Genomic DNA, 13,528 nt, shown 5'->3' with positions numbered 1-13,528 from the left:
CGCATCTGCGCTTTACAGCAGGTGCAAAATGCGGTTTGCGTGGCGTTGCGGAACCCGATGTGTCACTCGATCTGGCCTGCCCGGAGCAGCATGAAACTACGCGATTTGTTCAACCCTGATGCCGTGATGGAGCCGTCCGCAAGGGATGTCACCGTCACCGGACTGGCTGTGGACAGCCGCGCAGTGAAACCGGGCGATCTGTTCTTCGCACTGGCAGGTGCGAAGACCGACGGTTCGCGTTTCATCGCGCAGGCACTGGCGTCGGGTGCCGTCGCCGTCGCCGGTGCCCACAAGCCCGACAGTTTGTCCGTGCCCTTCGTGCGCACGCCCAATCCGCGCCTTGCGCTGGCTCTGGCTGCCGCCAAATTCTATCCGCGCCAGCCCGCGGTCATCGCCGCCGTCACGGGTACGTCGGGCAAGACATCGGTTGCATCCTTTGCGCGCGAAATCTGGGGCCGTCTCGGATATGCCTCAGCAAGCATCGGCACCATCGGTCTCGTGTCGCCGAAGCGCACCGTCTATGGCTCGCTCACGACGCCGGATCCGATCTCGCTGCACCAGCAGATCGACGAGATCACCAGCGAGGGCGTGACGCATCTCGCGCTCGAAGCATCGTCGCACGGCCTCGATCAGTTCAGGCTTGATGGCGTACGTGTGTCTGCCGCCGGCTTCACCAATCTGTCGCGCGATCATATGGACTACCATCCGGACGTCGCGCACTACCTCAGTGCCAAGCTGCGGCTGTTCCTCAATCTGGTCGTGGACGGTGGCGTCGCCGTGATCGCGGCGGATCATGAGCATTCGCCGCAGGTGATCCATGCTGCACAGTCGCGCCACTTGCGCCTGATGAAAGTCGGCCGCAAGGGCGACGGTGCAGCCGAGGGTATTCGCCTTGTCGATGCCACGGTCGAAGGCTTCGCGCAGAAACTCACACTTGAGCATCGCGGCAAGAGCCATCAGATCAAGCTGCCACTGGTCGGTGAATTCCAGATCGAGAACGCGCTCGTTGCGGCCGGCCTTGTCATCGGCACCGGTGGCGACGTCGATGCGACATTCGCCGCGCTCGAACATCTCCAGGGCGCCAAGGGGCGTCTCGAGCAGGTCGGTGCGCACAACGGCGCGCCGGTCTTCGTCGATTACGCCCATAAGCCGGATGCCCTCGCGAAGGCGCTGCAGGCGCTCCGTCCCTATGCCAAGCGCAAGCTCGTCGTGGTGTTCGGCGCGGGCGGCGATCGCGACGCCGGCAAGCGGCCGCTGATGGGCGAGATCGCCAGCGAAAATGCCGACAGCGTGATTGTCACCGACGACAATCCGCGCAGCGAGAATCCCGCAAGCATCCGCGCGGCCATCATGGCGGCCGCGAAGGGCGCCACCGAAATCGGCGACCGCGCCGAGGCCATCCGCGTGGCTGTCGAAGGTCTGCAGCCCGGCGATGCACTATTGATCGCCGGCAAGGGCCATGAAACCGGACAGATCGTCGGTGACCGCACGCTGCCCTTCAGCGATCACGAGGCCGCCGCAGCGGCGCTTGCCAAGAGGACTGCATGAGCGAGTTTCTTTGGACATCGGCCGCGATGGCAGATGCGATGCGCGCCACAAAACAGGGCGCGTTGCCCGACGGCATCACCGGCATTTCGATCGATACGCGCACCATCAAGCCCGGCGAGGCTTACTTTGCGATCAAGGGCGACGTGCATGACGGCCACGCCTTCGTCGAGGCCGCGCTGAAGGCCGGTGCTGGTCTTGCTGTCGTCGAAGCCGCGCAGCGTGACAAGTTTCCCGCGGATGCGCGCCTGCTGGTGGTCGACGACGTGCTCGCAGCGCTCGTCGAACTCGGCATCGCCTCGCGTGCACGTCTGAAAGCGCCGATCATTGCGATCACCGGTTCGGTCGGCAAGACCTCGACCAAGGAAGCGCTGCGCCGCGTGCTGGAAGCGCAGGGCAAGACACATGCCTCGGTCGCGTCGTTCAACAATCACTGGGGCGTGCCGCTGACGCTGGCGCGTTGTCCCGCCGATGTACGTTTCGCGATCTTCGAGATCGGCATGAACCATGCCGGCGAAATCGAGGCGCTGGTGAAGATGGTCCGGCCGCATTACGCCGTCATCACCACCGTCGAGCCGGTGCATCTGGAATTCTTCGCCGGTGTTGAAGCGATCGCGGATGCGAAAGCCGAAATCTTTTCGGGGCTCGAGCCCGATGGCGTCGCGATTCTCAATCGCGACAATGCGCAATTCGCGCGGTTGCAGAAGAGCGCCAAGAAGGCCGGTGTCTCGCGCATCGTCTCGTTCGGCGCAGACGAGAAGGCTGAGGCACGGCTGCTCGATGTCTCATTGCATCCGACCTGTTCGGCGGTGCACGCCAATATCCTCGGCCATGACGTGACCTACAAGCTCGGTATGCCCGGCCGCCACATGGCGATGAATTCGCTCGCGGTGCTGGCGGCAGCGTCGCTGATGGGGGCCGATCTGGCGCATGCCGCGCTGACGCTGTCGCAGGTCGTGCCCGCTGCGGGCCGGGGCGTTCGCCACGTGCTCGAAGTGTCAGGCGGCGAGGCGACGCTGATCGACGAGAGCTACAATGCCAATCCGGCCTCGATGGCGGCGGCCATCAATGTATTGGGCGCAGCAGCCATCGGGCCGAAGGGCCGCCGTATCGCTGTGCTCGGCGACATGCTCGAGCTCGGCGCCGATGGCGCGAAACTTCATGCCGGGCTGCTGGATGCGGTCCAGTCTAACGGCATCGATCTGGTATTTTGCTGTGGTCCCCTGATGCGCAATCTTTGGGACACTCTTTCCACGGGCAAGCGGGGCGGCTATGCCGGAGATGCGGCGGCGCTCGAATCGCAGGTGCTGGCCGTGATCCGCGCCGGTGACGCCATCATGGTCAAGGGTTCGCTCGGCTCGAAGATGAAACCGATTGTCTCCGCGCTCGAAAAGCGCTTTCCCGGCAACGCCGCGCTCGACGACGCCGCGGTATAGGGCGGACTGAATGTTCTACTGGCTGATCGACTTCGCGGGCACCGTGCCGGTGTTCAACGTGTTCCGCTACATCACCTTCCGCACCGGCGGCGCGGTGGTGACCGGCGCGCTGTTCGTGTTCCTGTTCGGACCCTGGATCATCGACAATCTGCGTCTGCGCCAGGGCAAGGGCCAGCCGATCCGCACCGACGGGCCGCAGTCGCATCTGGTCAAGGTGGGCACGCCGACCATGGGCGGGCTGATGATCCTCTCCGGCCTCGTGGTCTCCACGCTGCTCTGGGCCAATCCGCGCAATCCCTATGTCTGGATCGTGCTGGCCGTGACGCTCGGCTTCGGCTTTGTCGGTTTCTATGACGACTATCTGAAAGTGACCAAGCAGAGCCACAAGGGCTTTGCCGGTCGCACGCGTCTGCTGATCGAATTCATCATTGCGGGCGCCGCCTGTTTCGCCTTCGTCAAGCTCGGCCGCGATCCGCTGTCCTCCTCGCTGGTGATCCCGTTCCTCAAGGACGTGATCGTGAATTTCGGCTGGTTCTTCGTGCTGTTCGGCGCCTTCATCGTGGTCGGCGCCGGCAATGCTGTGAACCTCACCGATGGTCTCGACGGTCTCGCCATCGTGCCGGTCATGATCGCATCGGCCTCGTTCGGCATGATTGCCTATCTCGCCGGCAACGCGGTGTTCTCCGACTACCTGCAGATCAACTATGTCGCGGGCACCGGCGAACTCGCTGTACTCTGCGGCGCGGTGCTCGGCGCAGGCCTCGGCTTCCTCTGGTTCAACGCGCCCCCGGCCTCGATCTTCATGGGCGATACCGGCTCGCTGGCATTGGGCGGCATGCTCGGCTCCATCGCGGTGGCCGTGAAGCATGAGATCGTGCTTGCCGTGATCGGTGGTCTGTTCGTGCTCGAAGCCGTCTCGGTCATCGTGCAGGTCACCTCCTTCAAGCTTACCGGCAAGCGCGTATTTCGCATGGCGCCGATCCATCATCACTTCGAGCAGAAGGGCTGGACCGAGCCGCAGATCGTCATTCGCTTCTGGATCATCTCGGTGATGCTGGCGCTGGTCGGCCTCTCCACGCTGAAGCTGCGGTGAGATCGTGATCCCGGTCACATCCTTCGCCGGCAAGACAGTCGCCGTGTTCGGCCTCGGCGGCTCCGGCCTCGCGTCCTGCCACGCGCTGCAGGCGGGCGGCGCCGAAGTCATCGCCTGTGACGACAGCATCGACAGGATGGTCGCGGCCACGCAGGCCGGTTTCATTACCGCCGATTTGCGCACGGTGGCATGGGGTGCCTTTGCCGCATTGATCCTGACGCCCGGCGTGCCGTTGACGCATCCGGCGCCGCATTGGACAGTCGTCGCTGCGAAAGCAGCAGGCGTCGAGGTCATCGGCGACATCGAACTATTCTGCCGCGAACGCAAGTTGCATGCGCCCGATGCGCCGTTCGTCGCCATCACCGGCACCAACGGCAAATCGACGACGACGGCGCTCGTCGCGCATCTGATGCGTGAGGCCGGTTTCGATACGCAGATGGGCGGCAATATCGGCACCGCGATCCTGTCGCTGGAGCCGCCGCGCGCCGGCCGCGTTCATGTGATCGAGATGTCGTCCTATCAGATCGACCTGACGCCCTCGCTCGATCCGTCCGTCGGCATCCTGCTCAATGTCACGCCCGATCATATCGATCGTCACGGCACATTGGCGCACTACGCTGCGGTGAAGGAGCGTCTCGTCGCCGGCGTGCAGGCGGGTGGCACGGCGATCATTGGCGTCGATGACGACTGGTGCAGCAAGGCCGCCGACCGCATCGAGCAATCCGGCAAGCGCGTCGTTCGCGTCTCCGTCGAACATCCGCTGGCCGATGGCCTCACCATCCGTGGCAGCACCATCGTGCGCAATGCCGGCGGCGCGCAGAGCGATCTCGTCGATATCGCCGGCATCGGCTCGCTGCGCGGACTGCACAATGCGCAGAATGCCGCCTGTGCTTCGGCTGTGGCACTGGCGCTGGGCGTCAGTCCTGCCGTACTGCAAAAGGGCCTCCGCAGCTTTCCGGGCCTCGCGCATCGCATGGAGCAGGTCGGGCGCCAGGGCACGACGCTGTTCGTCAACGACTCCAAGGGCACCAATGCGGATGCTGCGGCGAAAGCGCTGTCGTCGTTCAACGACATTTTCTGGATCGCCGGCGGCAAGCAGAAGGAAGGCGGCATCACCTCGCTGGCCGAATTCTTCCCGCGTATCCGTGGCGCCTATCTGATCGGCGAAGCCGCCAACGATTTCGCGCAGACGCTGGACGGCAAGGTGCCCTATGAGATCAGCGTCAGTCTCGACGTCGCGGTTGCCAATGCCGCGCGCGATGCCGCGGACGCCGGGCTGACTGAGCCGGTCGTGCTGCTGTCGCCGGCCTGCGCCTCGTTCGACCAGTTCCGCAATTTCGAGATCCGCGGCGACCGGTTTCGCGAACTGGTGCTGGCGCTGGATGGGGTGAGGGCGGTTTAAGGCGCGATCTTCACGATCCAGTATCAGCCGACGTGTTCTGGCTCAGTCGAGGGAATATCACGCGGCTGTTGGGAGCCAACAGTCGAGGTCATTTGATCGCACCGTGCAGGGGGCGTTGATGATTGAGCCGTCGGATGATCGCAAGGACACGTCGCCGCTGATCGCAGAGATCGCCGAATTTATTCGGCATCATGCGACGGGCTCGATCCTCCGCGTCGGCATCGATGGCGTGGACGGTGTAGGAAAGACGGTGTTCGCGGACACGCTCGCGCGTGTAATCGGCACGCTCGGACGGCCCGTTATCCGCGCCTCCGTGGACAGCTTTCACAACAGGCGCGAGATCCGATACCGGCAGGGGAAAACCTCTCCACATGGCTTTTACGCGGACTCCTACAATTATGTTGAGTTGCGGAAAGTACTGCTCGACCCTCTCGGACCCGGCGGCTCGCGCGTCTATTGCCCTGCTATCTTCGATCACACCGTGAACGCCCCGGTCGCCGCTTGCTGGTCGATTGCCGATCCCGATGCTGTCCTCGTCTTCGATGGCATTTTTCTGCACCGCCCGGAACTCGGGGACGTCTGGGACCTGTCGATTTTTCTGGATGCGCCATTCGCCATCACCATCCCGCGCGGCGCCGGTCGCGGCCCCGGATACGGATCGGCTGATGTGGATGCCGCGTCCAACCGGCGCTATATCGAAGGCCAGCGTCTGTATCTTCAAGAGAATGACCCGCAAAACCGCGCGAATCTCGTCATCGACTATTCCGATTTCACGCACCCTGCAGTCACAGCCCGTCGCTGGCCGCCCTGAATGGGGCCAAATTTTCACAATCCATTAACCGTCTGGCAACCACGATGGCCCATCGATAGGAGTTCATCGACCCGCAGGACGCGCTTATGATCTCTCGCGAACAACGCACACCGCTCAGCGAATGGTGGTGGACCGTGGACCGCCTGCTGCTGGCGGCGATCATCGCGCTGATGCTGGCCGGGGTGATCCTGTCGCTGGCGGCGTCGCCGCCGGTGGCGACGCGCATCGGGCTCGATCCGTTCCACTTCTTCAATCGCCACATCCTGTTCCTGGTGCCGTCGGTCATCGTGCTGATCGGCGTGTCCTTCATGACGCCGCGGCAGATCCGCCGCTCGGCCCTTGTCGTGTTCGCGATCTCCATCGTGCTGATCCTGGCGACCTTGCTGATCGGGCCGGAAGTGAAAGGCGCCAAGCGCTGGATCACCATTCTCGGCATCAACATCCAGGCCTCGGAATCCGCCAAGCCGGCCTTCGTGGTCATTGCCGCCTGGCTGTTCTCGGAATCCGCGCGCAAGCCGGAGATGCCGGCGACCTCGATGGCGATCGTGCTGCTGATGATGCTGGTGTCGCTGTTGGTGATGCAGCCTGACTTCGGTCAGACCATGCTCATCCTGATGGCCTGGGGTTCGCTGTTCTTCATTGCCGGCATGCGGATGGTCTGGGTGTTCGGCCTCGGCGCCACCGCGGCGGGCGGGCTATTGATGGCTTACTTCCTGGTGCCGCACGTCGCCGGCCGTATCAAACGCTTCATGGATCCAGCCTCGGGCGACACGTTCCAGGTCGATACCGCGATGGAAGCGTTTTCCAATGGCGGCTGGTTCGGCCTTGGGCCGGGCGAGGGCATCGCCAAGCGCAGCCTGCCGGACAGCCACACCGACTTCGTCTTCGCCGTCGGCGCCGAGGAATTCGGCATCCTGTTGTGTCTCGCCGTGCTCAGCCTGTTCGCCTTCATCGTGATCCGCGCGATGTCGCGCGCCTATGCTACCGAAGATCTGTTCTCGCGCTTCGCGGCCTCGGGCCTCGCCATCCTGTTTGGCGTACAGGCCGCAATCAACATGGCGGTGAATCTGCATCTGATCCCCGCCAAGGGCATGACGCTGCCCTTCATCTCCTATGGTGGTTCGTCGATGATATCGCTGGCCTACAGCGTCGGAATGCTGCTGGCTTTGACACGGATGCGTCCGCGCACTGAAGTCGAGGCGATCGACGCCCATGTCGCGCGCACTTACGCGTGATGAGTACCGCGCCTCTCATATTGCTTGCGGCGGGCGGCACTGGCGGACATCTGTTTCCGGCGGAAGCGCTCGGCGTCGCGCTGATGAAGCGGGGCTTGCGCGTGCGTCTCGTCACCGATGCGCGGGCGCTGAAATATAGCGGGCTGTTCTCGCGCGAGATGATCGATGTGGTGCCGAGCGAGACGGTGCGCTCCCGCAATCCCATCTCGCTGGCGCGCACCGGCGTCATGCTCGCCGCCGGCACGGTGATGGCGCTGAATCTGATGCGCACATTGAGGCCCGCGGCTGTGATCGGTTTCGGCGGCTATCCGACAGTGCCGCCGTTGTTCGCCGCGCGCCTGTTCGGCATCCCCAGCCTGATCCACGATTCCAATGCGGTGATGGGGCGCGCCAATCGCATGCTGTCCGGCAAGGTCAGCGCCATCGCCACATCGCTGCCCGGCGTGCTCGACCGCGATCCCGAATTGTCGAAGAAGACCACCACAACAGGCACGCCGATGCGCCCGGCGATCCTCGCCGCTGCTGCCGTCCCCTACGCGGCGCCGGATCTCACCGGACCATTCCGCTTGCTCGTGGTCGGTGGCAGCCAGGGCGCGCGCATCATGGCTGATATCGTGCCTGGCGCCATCGAGCGTCTCGAGCCCGCGCTGTGGAATCGCCTCGTGCTCACACAACAGGTGCGCGACGAAGACATGAGCCGCGTGCGTGCCGTCTACGACAAGCTTAAGATCAAGGCCGAGCTCGCGCCGTTCTTCGGCGATCTCCCTGCGCGTCTCGCCTCAAGCCAACTGGTGATCTCGCGCTCCGGTGCGGGCACCGTCGCCGAACTCGGTGCCATCGGCCGGCCCTCCATTCTGGTGCCGCTGCCCGGCGCGCTGGATCAGGATCAGTTCGCCAATGCCGGCGTGCTCGCGGATGCGGGCGGTGCGCTTCGTATTGCGCAGGCCGATTTCACGCCGGATCGTCTGGCAGCGGAAATCTCGGCACTGGCCGGCGAACCGGCGCGGCTGACTGCAATGGCGTCTGGTGCGCGCAAGGTCGGCCGGCTCGATGCAGCGGAACGGCTGGCGGACCTCGTGGCCAAGGTCGCGAAGATTTAGGTCATCGGTTCTGCTACACGTTGTCCCCACGCGGTTCGCCGGGGGGACAATGAGCGGAGAGTATCTTTCCAATATTCCGATGACGCACCGCGAGATCGCGCAGGCTGCGCTCAGGGCGACCGTCGGTTCTGCAACCATCGATTTCATCCGGCCGATTCCGGGTGGCGTCTCGGGCGCTTTTGTCTATCGCGTTGATGCCGGCGGCCGCCGTTATGTGTTGCGGATGGAGGGCCTTGCCAGTCCGCTGCGTAATCCGCACCAATATACGTCGATGCGCATCGCTGCAGAGGCAGGAATCGCGCCGCGGCTCTATCATGTGGACGAGGTCGCCCGCGTGGCGGTGATGGACTTCATCGTCGAACAGCCTCTGCAGTCCTATCCCGGCGGTCCTCACGCTTTGGCGCAAGCTCTGGGAGGAATGCTGCGTCGCCTGCAGGCGACGCCGAGGTTCGGGCGCTTCGTCGATTATCCGGATATCACCGCCCGGCTGTGGGCCCATGTCTGCCGCACAAATCTGTTTGCGCCTGGTGTGCTCGATGCCCACACGCAGCGTCTGGCAGACCTCCGCGGCGCCTATACGTGGAATAGCGATGAGGCGGTTTCCAGCCACAACGATATCCTGCCGCGCAACCTTCTGTTCGATGGCGAGCGTCTGTGGCTGGTCGACTGGGAGTCGGCCTATTGCAACGACCCGGTCGTCGACATGGCGACCATGCTCGATAACTTTGCGCCGTCACCTGAACTCGAAGAGGTGCTTTTGCAGGCATGGCTTGGTCACCCGCCTGATCGCAGCTTGCGCGATCGACTCAAACTGATGCGCGCGCTTACCCGTCTGTTCTATGCGGGCGTCCAGTTCAGCGCCGTAGCAACCGCGTCGCGCTTGGTGCCGGACACGGATCTCTCGGCTCCTACACTTACGGAATTCCAGCAAGCCTTACGCGACGGGCGGCTGGCGCCCGACGCGTTGGAGACCAGGCATCTGCTTGGAAAGATGTATCTCGCTGCATTTTTCACGGGCGAGAAACCGCCGGGTCTGCCTCCGCCGATTAGCGCCTTTCAGTTGATGGGCACAGCGGAGGCATGATGACGAGATGCTGAAACGCTACAGCTTCACCGTCTCCACCAGATAATCCAGAAACGCCCGCACGCGCGCCGGCAACTGTCCGCCATGGCCGACAAACACCGCGTGGATCGGTTCGATGTCGCCGGGATTGAATGCTTCGAGCACCGGCACCAGCCGACCGGCCTTGATATCGGCTTCGACATGAAAACGTGCGAGCCGCGCGACGCCCATGCCGGCCACGGCGAGGTGCTGCATCGCTTCGCCGTCGCTGACGAGGGCATTGCCTGACGGCATCACGGCGATTGTCTCGCCGCCGATCTTGAACGGCCAGCCGTTCTCCCACTTGGCGAAGCCGAAGCGCAGCAGATTATGGTCAGCGAGATCGTCCGGCGTCTTTGGTGTGCCGTGCTCGGCGAGATAGCCGGGCGAGGCGACCACGACCATCCGGCTCTCGCCGAGTTTGCGCGCCAGCAGTCGTGACTCGCGCATCAAGCCGACGCGAATGGCGACATCGGCGCGCTCTTCGAGCAGATCCACCACGAGATCGGTCAGAACGACCTCGACCTTGATGTCGGGATAGCGCTTCGCGAAGTCCGGTAGCAGCGGCAGCAACAGACGCAGGCCGAACGGCACGCTGGTGTTGACGCGCAGCAGGCCTGATGGTGTTGCGCCGATGGCGGCTTCACGTTCGGCTGCGCCCATCTCGTCGAGAATGCGTAAGGCGCGCTCATAAAACGCGCTGCCTTCCGGCGTGAGTTGCAGCTTGCGCGTCGAGCGGTTGATCAGCCGCACGCCGAGCCGCGCTTCCAGCCGCGCCACCAGTTTGCTCACGGCGGACGGCGTCATCCGGAAGGCGCGCGCGGCCGTGGAGAAGCCGCCGAGTTCGACCACCCGGGTGAACACTTCCATCTCGCCGGAGCGGTTGACGTCCAGTCGTGACATCTGGTTTCAATCTATTGAATGAATTCAATTCATAAATATTGTGCCTATGCCACGTCTATCTCATCAATGTCAGGAGGTCCACATCTCCCGTTGTCGGGCATCTGGCCCGTTTCACGCACGGGATACGATTATGCCTCTCGCACTCTACGCGCTTACCGCCGGCGCCTTCGGAATTGGCGTCACCGAATTCGTCATCATGGGTCTCCTGATCGAGGTCGGCGGCGACCTCGGCGTGTCGATCCCGGCCGCGGGTCTGCTGATCTCAGGCTATGCGCTGGGTGTCGTGCTCGGCGCGCCGATCATGACCATCGCCACCAGCCGCTGGCCGCGCAAAACCGTGCTGCTGGTGCTGATGGCAATCTTCACCATCGGCAATCTCGCTTGCGCACTGGCGCCGGATTACTGGAGCCTGATGGCGGCCCGCGTGTTGACGGCCTTCGCGCATGGCACATTTTTCGGCGTGGGCTCCGTGGTCGCAACCAGTCTCGTGCCCGAGAACAAGAAGGCCTCGGCGATCTCCATCATGTTCGCCGGCCTGACGGTGGCGACCATTCTCGGTGTCCCGTTCGGGACGTGGCTCGGGCAGGGCTTCGGCTGGCGCGCGACCTTCTACGCGGTGACGCTGGTAGGAATGGTTGCGATGGCCGCAGTGGCGCTGCTGGTGCCACCGGTCAAGGCGCCGGAAGAACACAGCAAGCTGTCCGACGATCTCGCGGTGCTGGCGCGGCCCCAGGTGCTGCTCGGTCTGCTCACAACAATTCTGGGCTGGATCGGCATCTTCGCGCTGTTCACCTATGTCGCGCCGATCCTAACGAAGATTTCCGGCTTCTCGGATGCTGCCGTGTCGCCGATCCTGCTGGTGTTCGGCGCCGGCGCCATCGTCGGCAATCTCGCCGGTGGACGTCTTGCCGATCGCTGGCCCGCGGGCAGCGTGTTCGGCAGCCTGTTGGCCTTGGCCGTGACGCTCGTGCTGATCACCTTCGCCGCGCATAATCAGGTCGCCGTCATCATCGCTATCGCGCTGCTTGGTGCCACGGCCTTCGCCACCGCATCGCCCTTGCAGATGGCGGTGCTGCGTCAGGCCCAGGGCGCCGGCCAGAGTCTCGCATCGAGCTTCAACATTGCCGCGTTCAATCTCGGCAATGCCATCGGCGCCTGGCTTGGCGGCGCGGTGATCGCGCATGGCGGTCTGAACGCGGTGCCATGGGTTGCGGCGCTCGCGCCGCTGGCCGGGGTTGCCGTGGCGCTCATTGCCAATCGCGCGGATCGCGCACCGGCAGTGGTTCCAGCACCGGCGGAATAGGGTGCTCGAGGCGGATTCGCCTGATCCGCAAGCCAAATTTCCGTCTTTTTCGTCATGGCCGGGCTTGTCCCGGCCATCCACGTCTGTTTGAAGGAGTCATCTGCTCCAACGAGCTTGGATGCCCGGCGCGCCGCCGGGCATGACGAACGATAGAGACACCCCATGAGACTGCCGCGCGAAATCGGACCCATTCACTTTGTCGGTATCGGCGGCATCGGCATGAGCGGCATCGCCGAGGTGCTGTGCAATCTCGGCTACACCGTGCAGGGCTCCGACGCCTCCGAAAGCGCCAACGTCAATCGTCTGCGCGAGAAGGGCATCACCATTCATGTCGGCCACAAGGCCGATAACGTATCAGGCGCCGACGTGCTCGTCGTTTCCACCGCGATCAAGCGCGACAACCCGGAACTGATGGCTGCGCGCGCCCAGCGCATCCCCGTGGTGCGCCGCGCCGAGATGCTCGCCGAATTGATGCGCCTCAAGTCCTGCGTCGCGATCGCCGGCACCCATGGCAAGACCACGACCACGTCGATGGTGGCGGCACTGCTCGATGCCGGCGAGCTCGATCCGACCGTCATCAATGGCGGCATCATCAATGCCTATGGCACCAATGCGCGGCTCGGCGCCGGTGAATGGATGGTCGTCGAAGCCGACGAGAGCGACGGCACCTTCCTGAAACTGCCCGCGGATGTCGCCATCGTCACCAATGTCGATCCCGAACATCTCGATCACTTCAAGACCTTCGACGCCGTGCAGGACGCGTTCCGCCACTTTGTCGAGAACGTGCCGTTCTACGGCTTCGCCGTGATGTGCATCGATCACCCCGTGGTGCAGAGCATCGTCGGCAAGATCGAGGATCGCCGCATCATCACTTACGGACAGAACCCGCAGGCCGATGCACGGCTGGTTGACCTCAAGCCGGCCAATGGCGGCTCAAGCTTCAAGGTCGCGTTCCGCGATCGCAAGGCTGGCACATCGCACGAGATCGACAATCTGCTGCTGCCGATGCCCGGTCGTCACAACGCGCTGAATGCCACGGCGGCGATTGCCGTCGCGCATGAACTCGGCATGTCCGATGAGGCGATCCGCAAGGCCATCGCCGGCTTCGGCGGCGTCAAGCGCCGCTTCACCAAGACCGGCGAGTGGAACGGCGTCACCATTATCGACGACTACGGCCATCATCCCGTGGAGATTTCCGCCGTGCTGCGCGCCGCGCGTGAAAGCACCGTGGGCAAGGTCATCGCCGTGGTGCAGCCGCATCGCTACACCCGCCTGCAGTCGCTGTTCGAGGAATTCTGCACCTGCTTCAACGACGCTGACACGGTGATCGTCGCCGACGTCTATCCCGCGGGCGAAGCGCCGATCGAAGGCATCGATCGCGACAATTTCGTGCTCGGCCTGCGCGCCCACGGCCATCGCGAGGTGATCCCGCTGCAGGAGTCGGCGGCGCTTGCGGGGTTGGTCGCCGGTGTCGCCAAGAGTGGCGATACGGTCGTGTGTCTCGGCGCCGGCAACATCACGCAATGGGCTTACGCATTGCCGGGCGAATTGAAGGCGCTGGGCTAAGCGTGGCTAGCTTTCCCGACATCACACCCCAT

General features: G+C 63.9%; 11 protein-coding genes. 10 read left to right on the top strand and 1 reads right to left on the bottom strand.

All coding sequences use genetic code 11. The features are described 5' to 3' along the window. Positions 1-90 precede the first annotated feature (90 nt). From AB8A38_RS09880 to AB8A38_RS09845, 8 genes are all read left to right on the top strand, one after another. Complete coding sequence (locus AB8A38_RS09880) at positions 91-1,548, top strand: UDP-N-acetylmuramoyl-L-alanyl-D-glutamate--2,6-diaminopimelate ligase (RefSeq protein ID WP_439085847.1); 1,458 nt, start codon at positions 91-93, stop codon at positions 1,546-1,548. Then, entirely contained in the window at positions 1,545-2,981 is a 1,437-nt protein-coding gene (locus AB8A38_RS09875) for a UDP-N-acetylmuramoylalanyl-D-glutamyl-2,6-diaminopimelate--D-alanyl-D-alanine ligase (RefSeq protein ID WP_439085846.1), read from the top strand. The genes AB8A38_RS09880 and AB8A38_RS09875 overlap by 4 nt, the downstream gene beginning before the upstream one ends. A 10-nt stretch (positions 2,982-2,991) precedes the next feature. Further along, a complete protein-coding gene (mraY, locus tag AB8A38_RS09870; protein WP_068732324.1) occupies positions 2,992-4,074 on the top strand; it encodes a phospho-N-acetylmuramoyl-pentapeptide-transferase in 1,083 nt (360 codons plus the stop codon). 4 nt (positions 4,075-4,078) lie between these two features. Continuing rightward, positions 4,079-5,476, top strand: a complete 1,398-nt coding sequence (murD, locus tag AB8A38_RS09865; RefSeq protein ID WP_439085845.1) for a UDP-N-acetylmuramoyl-L-alanine--D-glutamate ligase — start codon at positions 4,079-4,081, stop codon at positions 5,474-5,476. Positions 5,477-5,594: 118 nt separating this feature from the next. Further along, positions 5,595-6,287, top strand: a complete 693-nt coding sequence (locus AB8A38_RS09860) for a uridine kinase (protein ID WP_439085844.1) — start codon at positions 5,595-5,597, stop codon at positions 6,285-6,287. 86 nt (positions 6,288-6,373) lie between these two features. Continuing rightward, positions 6,374-7,522 (top strand): putative lipid II flippase FtsW, encoded by a 1,149-nt coding sequence (gene ftsW / locus AB8A38_RS09855; protein WP_116660795.1) that lies wholly within the window; start codon positions 6,374-6,376, stop codon positions 7,520-7,522. Further along, positions 7,519-8,622, top strand: coding sequence for an undecaprenyldiphospho-muramoylpentapeptide beta-N-acetylglucosaminyltransferase (gene murG / locus AB8A38_RS09850; RefSeq protein WP_439085843.1), 1,104 nt, complete (start codon positions 7,519-7,521; stop codon positions 8,620-8,622). The genes ftsW and murG overlap by 4 nt, the downstream gene beginning before the upstream one ends. 49 nt (positions 8,623-8,671) lie before the next feature. Next, entirely contained in the window at positions 8,672-9,706 is a 1,035-nt protein-coding gene (locus tag AB8A38_RS09845) for a phosphotransferase (protein ID WP_439085842.1), read from the top strand. 18 nt (positions 9,707-9,724) lie between these two features. Here AB8A38_RS09845 and AB8A38_RS09840 read toward each other — a convergent pair whose 3' ends face one another. Continuing rightward, positions 9,725-10,627, bottom strand: a complete 903-nt coding sequence (locus AB8A38_RS09840) for a LysR family transcriptional regulator (RefSeq protein ID WP_439085841.1) — start codon at positions 10,625-10,627, stop codon at positions 9,725-9,727. Positions 10,628-10,757: 130 nt separating this feature from the next. Here AB8A38_RS09840 and AB8A38_RS09835 point away from each other — a divergent pair, with 130 nt between their 5' ends. Both AB8A38_RS09835 and murC read left to right on the top strand, forming a co-directional pair. Further along, positions 10,758-11,930: an MFS transporter gene (locus tag AB8A38_RS09835; RefSeq protein ID WP_439085840.1), complete on the top strand. Its 1,173-nt coding sequence runs from the start codon at positions 10,758-10,760 to the stop codon at positions 11,928-11,930. A gap of 162 nt (positions 11,931-12,092) precedes the next feature. After that, complete coding sequence (murC, locus tag AB8A38_RS09830) at positions 12,093-13,496, top strand: UDP-N-acetylmuramate--L-alanine ligase (protein ID WP_439085839.1); 1,404 nt, start codon at positions 12,093-12,095, stop codon at positions 13,494-13,496. Positions 13,497-13,528 lie beyond the last annotated feature (32 nt).

Source organism: Tardiphaga sp. 839_C3_N1_4, from assembly GCF_051811045.1.
GTDB lineage: Bacteria > Pseudomonadota > Alphaproteobacteria > Rhizobiales > Xanthobacteraceae > Tardiphaga.
The sequence above is the reverse complement of the archived record's forward strand: the minus strand, read 5'-3'. Positions and strand labels throughout refer to the sequence as shown.